The 17,188-nt window shown below is 70.6% G+C and carries 17 protein-coding genes; 10 read left to right on the forward strand and 7 right to left on the reverse strand.

Going from position 1 to position 17,188, the window contains the following annotated elements; all coding sequences use genetic code 11:
* Nucleotides 1-3 precede the first annotated feature (3 nt).
* Entirely contained in the window at nt 4-741 is a 738-nt protein-coding gene (locus IF29_RS0129735; RefSeq protein WP_030261338.1) for an ArsR/SmtB family transcription factor, read from the reverse strand.
* Between the two features lie 58 nt (nt 742-799).
* Between IF29_RS0129735 and IF29_RS0129740 the strand changes: the two genes are divergently transcribed.
* Nucleotides 800-1,444, forward strand: a complete 645-nt coding sequence (locus IF29_RS0129740) for a flavin reductase family protein (protein WP_030261340.1) — start codon at nt 800-802, stop codon at nt 1,442-1,444.
* Nucleotides 1,445-1,874: 430 nt separating this feature from the next.
* On the opposite strand, the gene IF29_RS0129750 is transcribed toward IF29_RS0129740, so the two are convergent.
* Nucleotides 1,875-2,309: a hypothetical protein gene (locus IF29_RS0129750; protein WP_157623989.1), complete on the reverse strand. Its 435-nt coding sequence runs from the start codon at nt 2,307-2,309 to the stop codon at nt 1,875-1,877.
* Nucleotides 2,310-2,620: 311 nt separating this feature from the next.
* Between IF29_RS0129750 and IF29_RS42470 the strand changes: the two genes are divergently transcribed.
* The 4 genes from IF29_RS42470 (at nt 2,621) to IF29_RS46340 (ending at nt 6,979) form a co-directional block, all read left to right on the forward strand.
* The gene (locus IF29_RS42470; protein WP_037597140.1) at nt 2,621-4,150 is read left to right on the forward strand and encodes an FAD-dependent monooxygenase; all 1,530 of its coding nucleotides are present in this window, start codon (nt 2,621-2,623) and stop codon (nt 4,148-4,150) included.
* A gap of 157 nt (nt 4,151-4,307) precedes the next feature.
* Nucleotides 4,308-5,585 carry a CopD family protein gene (locus tag IF29_RS0129760; RefSeq protein ID WP_030261348.1) on the forward strand — a complete coding sequence of 426 codons (1,278 nt, stop codon included), beginning with the start codon at nt 4,308-4,310 and terminating at the stop codon, nt 5,583-5,585.
* A gap of 83 nt (nt 5,586-5,668) precedes the next feature.
* Complete coding sequence (locus IF29_RS0129765; RefSeq protein ID WP_030261350.1) at nt 5,669-6,118, forward strand: PPOX class F420-dependent oxidoreductase; 450 nt, start codon at nt 5,669-5,671, stop codon at nt 6,116-6,118.
* Between the two features lie 714 nt (nt 6,119-6,832).
* A complete protein-coding gene (locus IF29_RS46340; protein WP_157623990.1) occupies nt 6,833-6,979 on the forward strand; it encodes a hypothetical protein in 147 nt (48 codons plus the stop codon).
* A gap of 47 nt (nt 6,980-7,026) precedes the next feature.
* Here the strand turns inward: IF29_RS46340 and IF29_RS0129780 are convergent, their stop codons facing one another.
* Nucleotides 7,027-7,476 carry a hypothetical protein gene (locus IF29_RS0129780; protein WP_030261352.1) on the reverse strand — a complete coding sequence of 150 codons (450 nt, stop codon included), beginning with the start codon at nt 7,474-7,476 and terminating at the stop codon, nt 7,027-7,029.
* Between the two features lie 334 nt (nt 7,477-7,810).
* Between IF29_RS0129780 and IF29_RS0129785 the strand changes: the two genes are divergently transcribed.
* Nucleotides 7,811-8,644 carry a hypothetical protein gene (locus IF29_RS0129785; protein WP_030261354.1) on the forward strand — a complete coding sequence of 278 codons (834 nt, stop codon included), beginning with the start codon at nt 7,811-7,813 and terminating at the stop codon, nt 8,642-8,644.
* Between the two features lie 720 nt (nt 8,645-9,364).
* On the opposite strand, the gene IF29_RS0129790 is transcribed toward IF29_RS0129785, so the two are convergent.
* Nucleotides 9,365-10,507: a hypothetical protein gene (locus IF29_RS0129790; RefSeq protein ID WP_157623991.1), complete on the reverse strand. Its 1,143-nt coding sequence runs from the start codon at nt 10,505-10,507 to the stop codon at nt 9,365-9,367.
* A 215-nt stretch (nt 10,508-10,722) separates the two neighbouring features.
* Between IF29_RS0129790 and IF29_RS0129795 the strand changes: the two genes are divergently transcribed.
* Nucleotides 10,723-11,475, forward strand: a complete 753-nt coding sequence (locus IF29_RS0129795) for an SDR family NAD(P)-dependent oxidoreductase (protein ID WP_030261357.1) — start codon at nt 10,723-10,725, stop codon at nt 11,473-11,475.
* A 290-nt stretch (nt 11,476-11,765) separates the two neighbouring features.
* Here the strand turns inward: IF29_RS0129795 and IF29_RS0129805 are convergent, their stop codons facing one another.
* Entirely contained in the window at nt 11,766-12,140 is a 375-nt protein-coding gene (locus tag IF29_RS0129805; RefSeq protein WP_051726195.1) for a hypothetical protein, read from the reverse strand.
* Between the two features lie 266 nt (nt 12,141-12,406).
* On the opposite strand from IF29_RS0129805, the gene IF29_RS0129810 reads away from it, so the two are divergent.
* From IF29_RS0129810 to IF29_RS0129820, 3 genes are all read left to right on the forward strand, one after another.
* A complete protein-coding gene (locus tag IF29_RS0129810) occupies nt 12,407-13,648 on the forward strand; it encodes a sensor histidine kinase (protein ID WP_332262566.1) in 1,242 nt (413 codons plus the stop codon).
* A complete protein-coding gene (locus IF29_RS0129815; RefSeq protein ID WP_030261361.1) occupies nt 13,636-14,286 on the forward strand; it encodes a response regulator in 651 nt (216 codons plus the stop codon). Before IF29_RS0129810 ends, IF29_RS0129815 begins: the two co-directional genes overlap by 13 nt.
* A gap of 257 nt (nt 14,287-14,543) precedes the next feature.
* Nucleotides 14,544-14,867: a DUF1330 domain-containing protein gene (locus IF29_RS0129820; RefSeq protein ID WP_030261363.1), complete on the forward strand. Its 324-nt coding sequence runs from the start codon at nt 14,544-14,546 to the stop codon at nt 14,865-14,867.
* A gap of 152 nt (nt 14,868-15,019) precedes the next feature.
* Here the strand turns inward: IF29_RS0129820 and IF29_RS0129825 are convergent, their stop codons facing one another.
* Both IF29_RS0129825 and IF29_RS43965 read right to left on the reverse strand, forming a co-directional pair.
* Entirely contained in the window at nt 15,020-15,757 is a 738-nt protein-coding gene (locus IF29_RS0129825) for an alpha/beta fold hydrolase (RefSeq protein ID WP_030261365.1), read from the reverse strand.
* A gap of 165 nt (nt 15,758-15,922) precedes the next feature.
* A complete protein-coding gene (locus IF29_RS43965) occupies nt 15,923-16,918 on the reverse strand; it encodes an AraC family transcriptional regulator (RefSeq protein WP_198037588.1) in 996 nt (331 codons plus the stop codon).
* Nucleotides 16,919-17,188: the final 270 nt, after the last annotated feature.

Genomic DNA, 17,188 nt, shown 5'->3' on the forward strand with positions numbered 1-17,188 from the left:
CTGCTAGGAACTCGGGTCGGCACGGGACCAGTCGTCGGACAGGCCGAGGTGTTCCCGGAGCGCGTGCCGGCCGGTGTCGGTGAGAGCGACGGCGCGACTGGTGCCGATCCGGGTGATCCAGCGGGAGTCGAAGGCGTGACGGCATACGGCGGCGCCGACGGCTCCGGCCAGGTGGGGGCGGCGTTCCGTCCAGTCCAGGCAGGAACGGACAGGCGGACGCCGTGTGTCGGACGGATGCGTGATGCCGAGCTCCTCCAGCCAGGCGGTCCCCTTGCCGGTGAGCGTCAGCCCTTGCTCCCAATCCAGCAGTCCCCGATCGGTCATGGCCGTGGTGACCGCGACGCCGAGGGCGCCGGCGAGATGGTCGTAGCAGGTGCGGGCGCGGGCCAGCGCCCGCGCCCGGTTGACGGCCGGGAGCGAGTGGGGCGGGGAGGAGCGTCGAGGTGCCACCGAGGCAAGCTTCTCGATCAGTTCCGCCGTAGCGGGGTCGGCCAGGCGAACGTAGCGATGACGGCCCTGACGCTCCTGGGCCAGCAAGCCCCCGGCGACGAGGAGGTTCAGATGCTCGGTCGTCGTCGAGGCGGCCACGCCGACATGGCGGGCCAACTCGATCGCGGTCCATGCCCGGCCGTCCAGCAGCGCCAGGCAGAACCCCGCGCGGGTACCGTCAGCGAGCAGACCGGCCAGGGCGGCCAGGTCCGGGCCCTCGACATGCGCGTCACGGATGCTCACATCGCCCATCATCCACCTGGGATCCTTCGGCGCGCGCCGAAGCGTCCCCGTCCTACGGTCGAGTCCCATGAACACTTTGACGCCGGGCGGCGCGCCCGTCGGGACTCCGGCGGATCACGTGACCATCGCACCGAGCATCCTGTACTTCGGAACACCGGTCGTGCTGCTCTCCACGGAGAACGAGGACGGCTCGTTCAACCTTGCGCCGATGTCCTCGGCCTGGGCACTGGGCCAGGTGATCGTCCTGGGCGTGGGGGTCGAGGGGCAGACCGCGCACAATCTCCGCAGCCGGCCCGAGCTCGTGATCAACCTGCCCGCGCCGACCCAGTGGTCGGCGGTGGAACGGCTGGCGCCGCTGACCGGGCGCACTCCGGTGCCCGTGAACAAGCAGGGCACCTTCCGATCCGAGCGCGACAAGTTCGCGGCCGCGGGCCTGCGACCGGTGCCCTCCACGTTGGTCCGGCCACCTCGGGTCGCCGACTGCCCCCTGCAACTGGAGGCCCGTGCCGCCCGGGTCCAGCCCGACGTCTCCGGCAGCTTCCTCATCATCGAAGCCCAGGTGCTCGAGGTCCACGCAGATCCGCGCATTGTCGTGCCCGGCTCTCAGCACGTCGACCCCGCCCTGTGGAGTCCGCTGATCTACAACTTCCGCCACTACTACGGACTCGGCCCCGAGCTCGGCCACAGCTTCCGTTCCCAGACACCGCGCTGACGGTGATGGCCAGGCTTCAGGCGGGTGTCCCCAGGACGGGCGGAGGCCCCGCGTACGAACCATCCTGGTCAGGCCGCGATTACCGCGACCTCCACGCAACCGAGGCCCGGGTCGCCCCGTAGACCACGGCAGCGCATCCTCCCAGGCCCAGGCTCACACCCCACGCCCGGTGTGCGGGCACGCCCTGCACGAAGGTGAACAGGAGCTCGCAGAGCACGGCTACAAGGGCACCGACGGCGAGGCTGAGGCCGAGTGTGCGGATGACTGGCATGGAGGGCTCCTGCAGGTACGTGGGGCAACGGCACCCTATCCCGGGCACCTGCGACCCCCCGCTGCGGGTCTCGCAGCCACCTCCACGCATCGGGCCCGTACACGAGCGCGACGGTCGCGCATCCCCATGGGCGCCCTCCCGGGATGCGCGACCGTGGCATCAGCTCTTCGGCTTCTGTCCGGTGCTGCCGGGCTTCTCACGCCAGTTGGCCGACTGCGACGCCCGGCTGTTCGCGTTGACGTTGGCTACGGCTTCGTTGATCTCGTCGCCGAACTCCTTGTTGATGTATGCCCCGATCTCCGTGCGGGCGTCGACCGACGTATTCGCGTCGATGTTCACCTCGCTGCCTTGGACATCGCGGATGTACGCACCGCCGAACGTCCAGGGGTGGCGGTTGACCGCTGGGTGGACGTTGATGATCAGGACCGTCCCGTCCCTGAACTCTGCTCTGAGCGACTTCTTCGTCGCGCTGTTGCGGTCTTCCCAGGCCCAGCTGCAGTCCCGGACGTCGTCGCCGGCGAGTTCGAAGGCCCGGATCGTCAACTCGGTGGGTGGTACGGGTGCTGCCACGGTGATCCCCCTCTTCGGGGGCACGCCACTGGTACCGGATTGCCCGGTATGCACCCCCGCGTTCAGTCTGACCTGCCCCGGCCCGCCCCGCTACCGGTTCGCCCGAAGGATCAACGCCTTCTCGGCATATGCCATTGGCTCAGCAGCGTCCCGGTCGCCCGCCCCCGGGCGCGGGCGCGGGACGTGCCTTGTCGTGCTGGGCCTGGTCCTGGACCCGCCGTGTGGCAGATCGGGGGTGATTCCCACTAGCCTCTCCCACGCCCCGGTCGAGGTGATCACATCCCTTGTCCGGGCCCACCGGCAGCGCCCGCTGCCCCAGTCGGGGGGACCCAGGTATGAGTGACCCAATTCTCGTCGTCGGCGCAGGCCCTGTCGGTCTCGCGGTGGCGGGCGAGCTGGCGCGGCGCGACGTACCGGTCCGCGTCGTCGATGCGCTCCCGGCGCCCACCACCGAGTCGCGTGCCATCGTTGTCCACGCCCGCAGCCTGGAAATGCTCGAACGCATCGGCCTGCTCGACGACGTCGTCGCGTCCGGGATCAAGGCCACCGGAATCGAGATCCATGCGTCGGGACGCGTCCTGACCCATGTCGACCTGGACATCGTCGACAGCCCCCACCCCTACTCGGTCCTGACCGCGCAGACCGAGACGGAGCGCATCCTGACCGAGAACCTGGCCAGGCACGGGGTCCAGGTGGAACGGGACCTCGCCCTGGTCGGCCTGGAGCAGGACGCCGACACGGTACGTGCGACCCTGCGCGGCCCGGACGGCGGCGAGCAGAGCGTCGGGGCCTCCTGGCTGGTCGGCGCCGACGGCGCCCGCAGCGCGGTGCGCCACCAGGTCGGATCCGCGCTGGAGGGCTCGTTCCACGGCGAGCGGTTCCTGATGGGCGACGTGCACGCCGATCACGACTTCGATCCGCGCTCGATGTACACCTTCTTCTCCGCGCACGACGGCCCGCTGATGGTCTTTCCGATGAAGGGCGACCGGATGCGGCTGATCGCCCAGATCCCCACCGCCTCCACGGACGAGGCCAGCCAGGCGTGGCTGCAGCGCATCGCCGACGAACGGGCCCCCGGACGGCTCCGGATCCACGACTCGCTGTGGCTGACCTGCTTCGAGGTCCACCATGCCCAGGTCCCTCAGTACCGGTACGGGCGGGTCTTCCTGGCCGGCGACGCGGCCCACATCCACAGCCCCGCCGGCGGACAGGGCATGAACACCGGTGTCCAGGACGCCTTCAACCTCGGCTGGAAACTCGCAGCCGCCCACCGGGGCACCGCATCCGAGACCCTGCTCGACAGCTACCACGCCGAACGCCACCCGGTCGCGGCACGCGTCATCGAGTTCAGCACCAGGCTCACGCACCTGAGCACGCTGGCGAACCCCGTCGCCCAGAAGCTGCGCAATGCCGTGCTGCACACGGCCACGGGCATCGGCCCGGCCCGCCAGGCCCTCGCCGACGAGGCCGAGGAGACCACGCTGACCTACCACGGCAGCCCGGCCGTCGTGGGGTCAGTGGCGCACGCGAGGGTCCGCAGCGGGGACCACCTGCCCGACGTGTCCGGCACAGACCTGCGCAGAGTGCTGTCCGCCGAGACCGGACACGTCCTGGTCACCCTCGGCCCGCTCGCGGCCGCCACAGAACTCCCCGGCGTCCGGCAGGTCCTGCTGGCGGACAACGATGCCGCGGTCGCCGGCTTCGACACCGTAGTCGCCGACCCGGACCGCCGTGCGGCATCGCGCTTCGGCCTGACGTCGGGCCGCATCATGGTCCGCCCCGACGGCTACATCGGCGCGATCTGCGACAGGCAGGACGAGGAGCCGATCAGGGCCTACCAGAAACTGACGAGCACTCCCGAGTAGCGCGCCGCCGGCGCGCCTGCATCCGGGCGCGCCTGGACGGCGCCGACCATCCACACCAATCGGACAGACACCGGACAGGGGGTGCACTGGCGCCGCGTACTTAGGTATGGCTAACCTAAGCTCACTTGCTCCCCTGCACTAGCGAGGTCGGCCACCCATGCCCCTGTCCCTGGTTCCCCCTGCCCTGCCGCAGTTCGCGGCAGCTGCGCCCTCGACACCGCTCGGCCCGTTCGCGGACAGCGCTGTCGCATGGACCACCTGGGTCACCCTGATGGGCTTCGTCGGGCTGACCGCCCTGGCCCTGCTGGCCGTCGGCCCCGCAGCCGCCCGAACCGCGCCCGACGCGGTTCCGAACCTGACCGTACGGCTCGCCCGGGCCGCGGTGGTCATCGGCCTGCTCGCCGTCCCGGCCGTGCTCACCGACCTCGCCCACGGCGCGGCCGAGAGCGGGGGCTACGACTACGCGGCCGCCTGGAACTCCCTCTACGACGGCAGCAACGACGGCCGGCTGTCCGGCCTGGAGGTCACCTTCTCCCTGCTGGGAGCCGTGCTGCTGGCTCCGCTGACGGTCCGCCGGATCGCCGCAGGCCGCGGACGCCGATGGCTGCTCGGCGCCGGCCTGACGGCGGGTACGGTCGCGCTCGGCACCACCAAGTTCCCCGACAAGACGCCCGACGACTGGGGCCGCACCGCCTTCGAGACGCTGATGTGGATGCTGCACCTGATCGGCGGCGGCGTCTGGCTCGGCGGACTGGCAGGCCTGCTGCTGGTCGCACTGCCCGGCGCACTCCCCGGCCCGCTCGCAGCCGCGCAGCGCACCGCCTTCTGGTCCGCGACCCTGCGGCGCTTCTCCGCCTGGGCCATGGGCTGCGTCGCCGCCATCGCCCTGTCCGGCCTGTTCCTGTACTGGGAGCACGTGGACGGCCCCACCCAGCTGCTCACCACCATGTACGGCCGGGTGCTCGGCGTGAAGATCCTGATCTTCGGCGGGCTGCTGCTGCTCGGCATGTTCAACCAGTTCTGGCTGCACCCCCGGATCGAGGCCCTGCGCGCCGCCGGCGACCAGCGCCCGCTCACCACCGTGCTGCTGCGCACCTTCCCCGTGGTGGTCGGCGTCGAGGTGCTGCTGGCACTGGCGGTCCTGTTCGTCGCCCCCTTCCTGCACGGTTCCGCCCGCAACCAGGCCTACCAGGCCGACCTGGCCAAGCACGCCACCACTGGCGGCGCTGGCGCCGCAGCCGGCGACACCCGGCCACTGCCCAAGCTGGCCGCCAAGCAGGCAACCGCCTCCACCTGGGCCTGGGGCACCACCGAGACCCTCGCCGTGATCGCCCTGATGGTCGGCGGCTACCGCGTCTCCGGCAACCTCTCCCGCCGCCGCACCGGCGCCATCGCACCGACGCCTGCCTCGCAACCGGTGCCCGAGGCCGGCTGAGTCGTGGTCAGGAACGACTGGAGCTGATGTCCTTCCGCCGCCGGATGAGGAATCCCTCCGAACCGGCGGCGGTTGCTCCCACCATGACCGATGACGCAGACAAGACCGAGAACGCCCTGCTCCAACTCCTCGCCGACACCGACGGCGGCGTACTGGTGACCCTCAAGCGCGACGGGCGGCCCCAGCTTTCGAACGTCACCCACCACTACGACCCGCAACAGCGCCTGATCCGGGTCTCGCTGACCGACGACCGCGCCAAGACCCGCAACCTGCGCCGCGACCCGCGCGCCAGCTACCACGTCACCAGCTCTGACCGCTGGTCCTGGACCGTCGCCGAGGGCACCGCCGAGTTGACCCCGGTCGCCGCCGACCCCGATGACGCCACCGTCGAGGAACTGATCGACCTCTACCGCTCCGTACGCGGCGAGGACCACCCCGACTGGGAGGACTACCGCCGCGCCATGGTCGCCGACCGCCGCCTGGTCCTCAAGCTCCATGTAGACCGTGCCTACGGCCAAACCGGCCGCGGCTGAACCCAACCGGGCCGATGCGCGCCCCCGCTCCGCGCGCAGCGGGGGCAGTCGCCGACTCGCGCCCGGCGCCCGCCACCGGTCACTCGCCCCCGGGCGGGCGCCAGTCCACCGGCGGCGGCAGCGTGCCCTGGGCGATTGTGTTCGCGTAGACGCTCTCCAGGGCCTGGCTGAGCGGCCCGACCAGCTCGCGCGGCAAGCCGTCGCTTCTCGCTTCCGGGCAACTGCGCCTGCATGCCCAGCGACTGCTTCCCCTGCGGGGCGCCGCGCAGGCGCACGCCCTCCTCGAAGCGGGCACAGCGCACAAAAAGATCGTCCTCACCGCTTAGCAACCCGTCGCAGTGCACTGTTCGGTCGGGATAGGGCCGGACCTCATTCGCTCGAGTACCCGTGCAGGTGGTCGAGGCGTGGTCAAGGCCAGGTTCCATGAACCTCTGCGGCTGGCTCCTGTGTTCTTCTATTCTGGGTTCAAGGAGTACGACGGGTGCCCGTGGCGGGTATCCGTGGCCAGGATGGTGTTTCGGACGACGCGCGAAGTATCCCCCCGGCCAGCCGGTTCGTAACCGGCGGTTCCTCCTCCAGAGTTCGCTTGTGGAATCGCAATTCAGAGTGTCCTGAGCGTCGAGCAGGACCTCAGCAGGCAGCGTGGTCCGTTACCACGGTGCCAGGCTGAGGCCTGCCCGCCCTCAGCCTGCCGCATGGGCAGGGAGCGCGTAGATGCTTGATCAGGTGACGTTGTGGGTGCTCGGCATCGCCGGGATTCTGGCCGCAGCGCTGACCGCCGGGAAACTGCTCATTGACCAGGCCGGGGAATTGCTTCGCGCCTGGAAGCGCCTCATGGCGGCCTGGCGACAAGAGGAATGACCGTGGCGGCGGCGCCACCGGCCCGCTCTCCGGACTTTCCGGAGGCTTCAGCCTGTCTCGCCCGAGCGCGGGGTTGTGCACGCAAGGGCCTGTTCGACCAGGCCGCGCAGTTCCTGATCCTGGAGAACCATCGGGTATCCACCGTCCAAGGGGGATACCCGATTGATGGTCAGACGACGGTCGGTCTGCTGAGCCGTCATCAGCGCGGCCCGGATCGCCGGGCTGAGCTCGCCCATGCGGATCAGGGCCCGGAGCGCGTCGCGGATGAACCCGAAGGCGCCACCACCGTCCGCAATCGGCAGCACGAACTCTTCCAGAACCTGCAGGCTCGGTTCGGTCCGGCCCGTGATCGACCACAGGGTGATCGCGGCAGTGAGCCGGAGCCATCGCGGACCGTGCTCCATGGCGAGCCGGACCCTGTCCGCGTAAGGTGCCGCGTCGCGGCCGAAGTCGGCCAGAGCGCCGATCGGCCCGTACTCGGGCTCCTCGGCCGCCAAAACCGCGTCTCCGAAAAACCGTAGTGCCGCCGCACGATCCCCGCTGATGCGCGCGGCAGCCGTGGCAATCGACCTGTGATTGGCCGGATGGTCCAGGACCCTGCAGGGTGCGCAGGGCCGGTGCAGCTGAGGCAGCCGCCGGGCCCATCGCTCCCAAGATCCCGGCCACTCTGAGCGAGGTCCGGGTGTCGGCCAGCAAGGGCAGCAGTTCGGGCAAGGCCGGCAACGCCGCCTGGCCCCACGCCTCCAGGGCTGCGAGGGAGCAGGAGGGCAGGCCGCCTCGAGGCCAGTCCTGCCGCATCATTTCCCGCAGCGCAGGCAGCAGAACGTCCACGTGCTCGCGGAGTGGGATCAGTACGTCGGCGATCTCCGGCCGTCTCGGTTCACCAGTGGCGTAGCTGCGGAATTGCTCCTCCCCTTGCGCACGGAGTTGCTCCATCAGACCAGGCAGGGCGCGCGGGTCACCTATCCGGGTCAGGGCCCAGCGGGCGAATTCGCTAACCGTTCCGTCGAGGTACTCGTCGGCCCCGTCGTCGTCGAGCAGTTCGGCGAGCCGGTCGGCGTACGGGGTGGCCGCCGGGCCCAGTACCGCCAGAATGTTCGCGGCCCGCAGCCGGACCGCGCCGTCCGCACAGTTCAGCAGGCCGCCGGCCAGCGGCAGCAGGGCAGCCTCCGCCGAACGCCGCTCGGTCAACAGCCGCCATCCGAGATCCAGTGCCGCCTGGCACAGCTCGACGTCCCCCAGCCGGCCCCCCGTCTCCAACAACCGGACAGCGAAGGACAGTTCAGCGTCGGGATCGTGAGCGAGCAGTCGGGCGGTGCACCAGACCAGGTCCTCGCGGGTCCAGGGACCCTCGACGGCAGGGGTGTACCAGACCTCTTCGAAGCGCGGTCGCAGCGCGCGATCGGTGAACACCTCGATCAGCCGGTCCAGCTGACGGACCGGCAGATCCCGGTCGACGGCCGCGGAGGCGTGCACGCCCGCGACCCACCACACCGGATCGTCCCCGCCCAGCACCTGTGCCAGCGCCGCCCTCGCCTGGTGGACGGCGACGCCGCCACCCCATTCCGTCCCGCCAAGGGCAAGCAGCAGCGGGAGACGGACCGTCGGGTCGGTCTCCACCCGCCACCGCTCCAGCAGCCGGACGATCCCGGCGCCCAGAGGTAGCGCCGCGCGCCGCACCGCTGGGTCCGGATCCGCCAGCAGCGCCCACGCTCGCGTCCAGTCCTCGTCAGCCAAAGCCGGTGCCCGCATCGCCACCAGCAACTCGACCAGGGCGACCCGGGCGCCCATGGCCGGGTCGGCAGCGAGGGCGACCACGAACGGCAGGGCAGCTGCCGCCGCGGACGGCGGCCGCTCCTCGTTCCTCGGGACCAGGGAGGAATGAAGCGGATAGCAGTGCTCCTCCGTTGCCGCCGTACCCGCCAGTGCGAGCAGCCGAAGCGCCCGCGGCACCGCGTCGGCCGTTTCGCGCGGATGTGCCGTCTCCAGTTCGTGCCACGCCACAGAATCCAGCCCGTCCAACGGCCTTCCCGTCACCGGAACCCCGTCCTGTCCACCATGTCGTGCAGTCCCCCTCCGGCTCGACCGTCATGGTCCAGGAAACCCGCCGTCCTGTCGCGCGAATTCGTGTGCCGCATTGGCCGTCGCTGTGCTCCTGTTCCCGCAGCACGGGCTGATCCACGGTTTCGCTGTAGCCGCTCCCCCGCTCTCTCCCTGGAGGCTTCCCTGTGGACCAGCAGAGCGGTCCTTCGGCCGTGGGGTGTCAGGAGCCCCGGGCCGGGGACTGTCCTGTTCACCGCCGGCGCGCGTCTGGAGGACGCGGACTACAGCCGGACCCTAACCCGCAGGGCGTGGCGAGGGCCCCGTGTGAACGTCCACGCGCAGTCAGCCGGCTCGTTCGTCCGCGGGTACCAGTCTGCTTCGATGCGGTTCCGCACTCGCGTGCCTGCGAAACCCCAGCAGCCAGCTTCCGGCCAGACCGCACCCGGCCAGCGTCAGGGCCAGCGCGCAGGCCCGTAGGTAGCTGTCGGGGTAGCCCACGGTCCACCCGAGGAACGGGAGCAGGGTCAGCAGGCCGGTGCCCGATGCGGCGCCCAACAGTGCCGCCGTCTCTCGCCGGTTGGCCGGCCATGTCCTGCGCACCAGAACGAGGGCCGCCAGAACGCAGCACGTCACCAGCGACAGGACGGCCACGGTTCCCGTTCCTGGCTCCCCGTAGAAGCCGCCGACGAAGTCGAGGCCGACCGTCCACCCAAGGCCGAGCAGAATCCGGATGCCCTCCTCACGCAGCACCGCACGTCGGGCACAGCCGACCTGATGGGCCAGCCGGACCGCGCCGATGGCCAGCAGGAGGGCCAGCCCGGCGATACTCAGAGCCAGCAGGTACTCCTTGACGATGCCTTGGCCCAGTCCGGTGTCAGGTACCGCGACCGTGGGGTCGCCCGGTTCGGCGGCCAGGCCGACCCGTGCCCAGCGCCCGTCCGGGCGGCGTACGACCAGGCCGTCGTTCTGGTCCGCGACGATCACCGTGTAGCCCGCGGTGAGCGGCAGGACCACGACCGAGGTCGACTCCAGTCGCAACGCAGCCCCGGTGCTGTCCGCGGCGTAGCCGCCGCTGCGGCGCAGGTACAAGCTGCGACCGGCCGTCAGTTCCCAGACCGTCGACCAGTGCAGGCCGCCGTCGGTGCTCTCCTGGACCCGGGCATGCCCCACGGCCACCCGGTAGCAGTGATCCGGCTTCCCCGGCACGCACGCCTCGGTCTGCAGGTGCAGCCCCGGCACCGCGGCCGGGGAAGCGACCGGTGCGGCTGGCAGCATGCGCCAGGTCACACCGTCCGTGGTGGTGAACATCCGTCCCAGGTAGCCGGTTCCGGCGCCACCGAACTGGACGACCACCACGCCGTCCTGTGTCCTGCCCACCGCCGCGTCGTTGAAGGGTCGCCAGTAGCCGCACCCCGTGAGCGCGGTCAGCACCATCAGTGCGACCAGCACAGCGGCCGCACCACGCCGTCCTGTCCCCCGTGACATGAGCCAAGTCTCGACGGCCCACATCACGCCGACGACGCGGCACGGTTCCGAACGAGTGTGGCTTGCGGTGGGCTTGATCCGGCAGCGAGTGGCCGGGGCGCATGACCGCTGAACCGCCGGTACCCCGAGCGCGGGCTCATGCGCCTGGACGGAACGCGGGCGCCACGCGACCATCTGAGGCACCATCGCGACCGTCTCCGGAAGGCAGTGCCTCCATGACCTCACTCCACCTTCAGGGGCGTACCGCTCTGGTCACCGGCGGAACCCGGGGCATCGGCCGGGCCACCGCGCACCGGCTCGCGCAGGCAGGTGCGACGGTGCTGTTGACCGGACGCTCGGAGCAGCACGCCAAGGCCGCCGCGGAGGAGGTACAGGCGCGGCACGGCACCACGGCCATCGGGCTGTCGCTGGAGATGACCGACCCGGCCGGCATCGAGGCGCTGATGGCACGGATCGCCGAGGAGCACCCCGAACTGGACATCCTGGTCGCCAACGCCGGAGTGATGGGCGTCGGCGCTCTCGGCTCCATTCCGGCCCCCGAGGTGCGGAGCGTCGTCGAGGTCAACGTGCTCGGGACCTTCGCGGTGCTCCAGGGCGCGGCGCGGATCATGGCTCCGCGCGGACGCGGCTCGATCGTGCTGCTCACGTCGCTGGTGGCCGCCCTGGGCGTACCGGGCATGGCTTCCTACGCCGCCGCCAAGGGAGCCATCGCGGCATTGACCCTCAGCGCCGCCCAGGAACTGGGCCCGCAGGGCATCAGGGTCAACGCCGTCGCGCCCGGAACGATCGAGACCGACATGCTGGCCCCGTATCCCCGCGCCGTCCTGGACCAGACCGCGGCCCGCACCCCGCTGGGAAGGCTGGGCACCGCCGAGGACGTCGCCGGGGCCGTGGCCTTCCTGGCCGGCGACGACGCCTCCTTCATCACCGGCCACATCCTGGCCGTCGACGGCGGTCTGCAGCCCTGAGGGGACCCCATGCCCGGCTCAGTCCACCAGGTCCGACCAGGTGTTCAGGTTCCCGTCGTCGACAACCAGCTCGTGGTAGCCGAACCGTTCGCCGAGCGTCAGGAAGCGCTGGTACCGGACCTCGCTGATGGGCATGAAGTACGCCTTCAACGCCCTCCTTGGTGAGCCCGGACAGGCCGAAGTCCTCGTCGAAGGCGTCGAGGTCGAAGGCGTCGTGCGGATCGGTCATGGTGGTGTACCTGAGTAATGTCAGGCCGGAACTGGCCAGCCAAGCCGCTGAGGGAGTCCTGCTACCGCTTGGGGGCAGGCTCCGCCGCTCGGACTCCTGCGGACTCCTGCTCGGCGAGCCGGATGGCTATTGTGGCCAGTTGCTTGACCCGATCGGCGAATTGGCCGTCGTTACGACGGTGCGGCATGGGATAGAGATTGGTGTCGACGGCCAAGGTCAGCTCGTTCCGGAGCGCCCTCATCACTTCCGCCCTCGACGAGGGGGGAAGGCTTGCCACGAACAGGTATCCGGAGGCCGCGTCGCGGCGCATCTGCTCACTGACAGCAGGATCGGTCACCCTCGAACGCAGGAAGCCCACGGTCCAATCGAAGAGACCGGACGTTGCGAACCAGTCACAGCTGGGATCGTCGTCGGCCAGGCTGATGAGCTTGGTCACTGTGCCTCCCCGCTCTCACACGACAGGTGCCGATGCGCGCCCCGATCCCGGCCACACGGTCCCACATACCTCAGAAGTCCCCCACTCATTTTGTGCGCTCGGCGGTCTGCACGACGTGCATAGCGACCTGTCGGGCGGCGACGGCTCTGGCGGGCGGCCCGGCTGTCGCTCGGTGAGTCAGCTCCTTGGTGGTACTGGTTTCACCATCGGACCGGGTCCTGGGCGCATGGCACGCACGGGGTGTGGTGTTCTAGGTTCGAGCTGTGATGATTCCTCCCGGGCTGCGGCGCTCGGTCCTGCGGGCGCGGCGGGACGCCGGCTTCCTGGCTGCCGGTGTGCTGCCGCACCTGGGCCTGGTACCGGTGTGGAGCTGGGGCCTGACGATCACTGCTGAGACCGGGAACTGGCCGCTCACGCTGCCCGTCTCGGTCGCCCTGATCCTGCTCGGTGTGCCGGTGCTGACGGCGGTTCAGCGGGCCCGGCACCGGGCGCTGCTCGGCGTGTTCCTGCCCCGGCCGACGCCCGCGCCGGAGCAGCGGTGGTCGTGGGCGGCGGCCGCCCGTTGGCTACGCGCGCCGCGCACCTGGGGGCAGCTCGGCTACCACCTCCTGCTGGGCCCGGTCCTGGCAGTGCCGGAACTGCTGGTGCTCATGGCGCTGCCGGTGGGCCTGGCGGGCGCCACCTGCTCCGCCTGGGCGTGGGGGCTGCCGGTGGACGTGCGCGAGGGGTGGTTCGGCGCCACGCAACTGCCGTGCTACACGCTGGGCGGACTCGTCCTGCTCTGTGCCGTGCCGTGGGCGGCGGGGGTGGTGGCCCGCGCCGAGTCGCGTGTGGCGACGGCTCTGCTCGGGCCCAGCCCGACCCAGCAACTCCGCGAGCGGGTCGACGAGTTGGACCAGAGCCGGACCGGTCTGATCGAAGCGGTCGACGCCGAGCGCCGCCGCATTGAGCGCGATCTGCACGACGGCACCCAGCAGCGGTTGGTCTCGCTGGCGGTCAACCTGGGCCTGGCGATGGCCACCCAGCCCGATCTGCCGGCCGGAGCCCGCGAGGCGCTCGCCGGGGCGCACCGGGAGGCCAAGCAGGCGATCGAGGAACTCAACGACCTGGTAAGGGGCCTGCATCCGGCCGTGCTCGAGGACCGCGGCCTGGACGCGGCGCTGTCCGGCCTGGCCGCCCGGGCGCCCCTACCGGTACGCCTGCGGGTCGACCTGGGGCAGCGGGCGGCGCCCGTGGTGGAGTCGGTCGCGTACTTCGTGGTCTCCGAGGCGCTGACCAACGTGACCAAGCACGCCCGCGCGACGCGTGCCGAGGTGACCGTTCGGCGGGTCGGTAAGGTGCTGCGGGTGAACATCACCGACGACGGGCTGGGCGGGGCCGACGCCCGCGCCGGCACGGGACTGAGCGGGCTGGCGAAGCGGGTCGGCTCCATCGACGGCACCCTGAAGGTCAGCAGTCCCGTCGGCGGACCGACCACAGTGGCGGCGGAGTTGCCGTGCGAGCGGTGATCGCCGAGGACTCGGTGCTGCTGCGGGTCGGCCTGGTCAAGGTGCTGGAGATGGGCGGGTTCCAAGTCACCACCGAGGTCGGGGACGGCGAGGCGCTGTTGGCGGCGGTGGCGGAGCATCGGCCCGAACTCGCCTTGGTCGACGTCCGGATGCCGCCGGGCTTCACCGACGAGGGGGTGCGCGCCGCCGTGGAGATCCGTCGGCGTTGGCCGGGGACGGCGGTGGTGCTGCTGTCGCAGTACGTGGAGGAGCGGTACGCGGCCGAGCTGCTCTCCACCGACGCCGGCGGCGTCGGCTACCTGCTCAAGCAACGCGTCGCCGACGTCGCGGAGTTCGTGGCGGCGGTGCGGCGGGTGGCGGAGGGCGGCACGGCACTGGATCCGCAGGTTGTCTCACAGCTCCTGCTACGCCGCGACCTGGACCCGCTGGAACGGCTCACCCCGCGCGAACGCGACGTCCTCGGCGCCATGGCCGAGGGCCGCTCCAACGCCGGCATCGCGCAGGCTCTGGTGGTCAGCGAGAGCGCGGTGGCCAAGCACATCAACAACATCTTCGCCAAACTCGACCTCCCCACCGCCGACGCGGACCACCGCCGCGTCCTCGCAGTGCTGAGATTCCTGGCAGCCTCAGCAACATGACCGACCGCCCCCGGGCCTGACGGGCGTTGTCTGATCGGCCCGGGCCGGCCTGCTCTGTACTTGTTGACAAGGCAGCAGCCCTCACAGCCGGGCCGCTTCACGGCTCGGCTCCTGCGTTCTGAGGGGTCGTGTGCTCCTTGCTGAATCCGTGTGCGGACCCGGGCAGCGAACTACCTATGCGTGACGGATTCCCCGTCAGGCCACGCTGCCTAGGTTGGTCCCGTCAGCAAGTTCAACCACCAGTCGGGAGAGTTCACATGACCGCCTACGCCATCATGCACGTCCGCTCGGTCCGTCCCAGCCCGCAGATCGCCGAGTACCTGCAGCGCATCGACGCGACCCTCGACCCGTTCCAGGGGCGGTTCCGCGCCCACGGGGACGACTTCGAGGTCCTCGAGGGCAGTTGGGGGCCCGCCGTGATCGTCCTCGAGTTCCCCGACCGGGACCACGCCCGCAGCTGGTACTCCTCCCCGGCTTACCGGGCGATCGCGAAGCTGCGCACCGACAACATCGACGGCGACATCATCCTGGTCAACGGAGTGCCGCAGGGATACCGCGGAGCGGACTCGCTGAACCACTGACGCCACTCGCGTCTGCGAGGTCTGCCGTGGCCGGCTATGTGATCTCCCTTCTGCCGATCAGGCCCTCCGACTGCGTACTCAGGGCCGAGCGGGCCCTGAGTACGGTGTCCTCTGCTGGCGAGAGGGGTGACCCCTTGGTCGGGGCGCTGGGGTCAGCTGACGCTCTTGAGGGCCTTCAGGATGACCTGGGTGACTGCGTCGGGCTGCGAGATCATGATGACGTGCGACCCCTCGATCTCGGTGATGTCGGCCCCGGCGCGCTGGGCCATCTCGCGTACGACGTCACTGCCCGCCGCGGTGTCGGCGGTGCCGACCGCCGCCCAGGCCGGCAGGTCCTTCCAGGCAGCCGGGCCGCTCTTCTCGGCGAACGCGCCGGCCGCGATCGGCCGCTGCGAGAGGGCGTAGACGTCGGACTGCAGCTGGGGCAGGTCCGCGGTGAAGACCGCGCGGAACTTCGCGGGGTCGATCCGGACCTCGGTCGCGGTGTCGGATCCGTTGTCGGTCGGGAACTGGTACTCCTGGAGTGCGGTGGTGAGCACGCTGTCGGTGGACCGGGCCACGATGTCGCCCAGGACCTCGCCCTCGTCCGGGGCGAAGGCGGCGACGTAGACCAGGCCGACGACGTTGCTGGTGTGCGGGACGGCGTTGGTGATGATGGCGCCGCCGTAGGAGTGCCCGACTGCAAGGACCGGGCCGGGGATCTGGTTGATCAGGCTCGCGACGTAGGCCGCGTCGTGGCTGATTCCGCGCAGGGGGTTCACGACCGCGACCACGGGGACGCCGGCCGAAATCAGTCGCTCGGTGACGAAGGCCCAGCTGCCGGCGTCGGCGAAGGCGCCGTGGACAAGGACGACGGTGGGGCTGGTCGGGCTGATCGTTGTATCGGTCATCGCGGTCTCCTGGTGCTGTCGAATCGTCAGGCCTGTGGGGTGTGAGGTGGAGCAGCGGCTCTGACGCTAGGACGCCGCGGAATCGGCTGCCACCGGCGTGCACGCTCAGCACAGAAGTGTGCGCTTCCCTTCAACTGGGCGCTGACGAAGACAGCTGACGCCGGGTCACGGGCGGGTGAGCCCCCCAGTACTGCCCGCGAGTGCGGTCGGCGGCCGTTCCCGGTTCAGGTGGCGCCATTCACGGGGCGACATGCCGTAGGCGAGCCGGAACCGGCGGCTGAAGTGCGTGGCGTCGACGAAACCCCAGCGTCGGGCGACCATGGCGATCTGGGCATCGGCATGCAGCAGTTCCCGGCGTGCCCCTTCGAGGCGGGCGCTGATGATCCATTCGGCGATGGTGAGGGTGTTGTCGCGTGACCACAGGTTGTAGAGATGGCGCAGGGAGATGCTGTGCGCGGCGGCGATCCGGTCCGCGGTCAGGTCGCGGTCGGTCAGGTGCTGCTGCGCGTAGACCATGATGCGGGTCCGCAACGCGTCGTGCAGCGGGGCGTTGAGCCGCGGGTTGTGGTCACCTGATGTCGCCACGAGGGCACGGGCCAGTTCGACCGTGGCCGCGGCCAGCATGCCGGCCTCGCGGGTGTCGGTCAGGGCCTGTGCGGCGGGGACGAGACCGAGGAGGTGGGTCTTGAACAGGTCGTAGACCGGACTGCCCCTCAGCCCTGAGGTCGACCGGCGGATCATGTCGACCGGCAGCGCGAGGGCGTCGAACCCGATCCCCAGCGAGCCGTGGACACAGTTGCCACCCATGCCGAACTCAAACGGCCTGGTCATGTCCAGCAGGCTCACATCCCCCTGCGCCTGGTCGGTCCGGCAGCCGTTCTGCTCCTGGTAGCCGGTGCCGGCCGGGTGGAACCCGAAGGTCGCCTGCTCGGGTGCGCAGTCACGTACCTGGGCCCTGGTGCGCCGCATCCGCACCGGATCCCCGCCGGCTCGCACCAGCATCGCCGGGCCCAACTGCCAGTACTCGATCCGGTACCGCAGCGGCCCGGGTCCCGAGGCGAAGGCGATCTCGGAGGGAGCGACCGTGTTCCTGACCGCGTCGATCACCGCGTCCGGCCGCTGCCTCGGCGGCAGTTCCGTGGTGTCCACCAGGACGGCCATCTTCACCCCCCAACCCAGGCAGTCCGAGTTCCCCGCGGGCTCGACAGCCGTGGACGGCTCCGGCTCCGGCTCCGGCGATGCCCCGGATCCCCCTGGCAGCAACGCTACGACCGCCGCCATCGGCACATTGCAGGACCTGAGCGCCCAGGACTTGCCCCTGCATGCACGACGCGGCGCCGACCTGCGCATTCGCGGACGAAGAGGGCATGCGGGTGGCAGGATGGCGCTCCTTCCAACAGCCTTACCGGGCAAGCAATCTCATGGGCCGTG

Source organism: Streptacidiphilus jeojiense (assembly GCF_000719095.1).
GTDB classification, from domain to species: Bacteria; Actinomycetota; Actinomycetes; order Streptomycetales; family Streptomycetaceae; genus Streptacidiphilus; species Streptacidiphilus jeojiensis.

Excerpts from the sequence above, each read along its gene's own strand:
- IF29_RS0129760 (WP_030261348.1), top strand. The coding sequence starts at position 4,308 with ATGCCCCTGTCCCTGGTTCCCCCTGCCCTGCCGCAGTTCGCGGCAGCT.
- IF29_RS0129790 (WP_157623991.1), bottom strand. The coding sequence starts at position 10,507 with ATGTCACGGGGGACAGGACGGCGTGGTGCGGCCGCTGTGCTGGTCGCA.
- IF29_RS42470 (WP_037597140.1), top strand. The coding sequence starts at position 2,621 with ATGAGTGACCCAATTCTCGTCGTCGGCGCAGGCCCTGTCGGTCTCGCG.
- IF29_RS43965 (WP_198037588.1), bottom strand. The coding sequence starts at position 16,918 with ATGGCCGTCCTGGTGGACACCACGGAACTGCCGCCGAGGCAGCGGCCG.
- IF29_RS0129825 (WP_030261365.1), bottom strand. The coding sequence starts at position 15,757 with ATGACCGATACAACGATCAGCCCGACCAGCCCCACCGTCGTCCTTGTC.
- IF29_RS0129765 (WP_030261350.1), top strand. The coding sequence starts at position 5,669 with ATGACCGATGACGCAGACAAGACCGAGAACGCCCTGCTCCAACTCCTC.
- IF29_RS46340 (WP_157623990.1), top strand. The coding sequence starts at position 6,833 with ATGCTTGATCAGGTGACGTTGTGGGTGCTCGGCATCGCCGGGATTCTG.
- IF29_RS0129735 (WP_030261338.1), bottom strand. The coding sequence starts at position 741 with ATGGGCGATGTGAGCATCCGTGACGCGCATGTCGAGGGCCCGGACCTG.
- IF29_RS0129795 (WP_030261357.1), top strand. The coding sequence starts at position 10,723 with ATGACCTCACTCCACCTTCAGGGGCGTACCGCTCTGGTCACCGGCGGA.
- IF29_RS0129810 (WP_332262566.1), top strand. The coding sequence starts at position 12,407 with ATGATTCCTCCCGGGCTGCGGCGCTCGGTCCTGCGGGCGCGGCGGGAC.
- IF29_RS0129740 (WP_030261340.1), top strand. The coding sequence starts at position 800 with ATGAACACTTTGACGCCGGGCGGCGCGCCCGTCGGGACTCCGGCGGAT.
- IF29_RS0129820 (WP_030261363.1), top strand. The coding sequence starts at position 14,544 with ATGACCGCCTACGCCATCATGCACGTCCGCTCGGTCCGTCCCAGCCCG.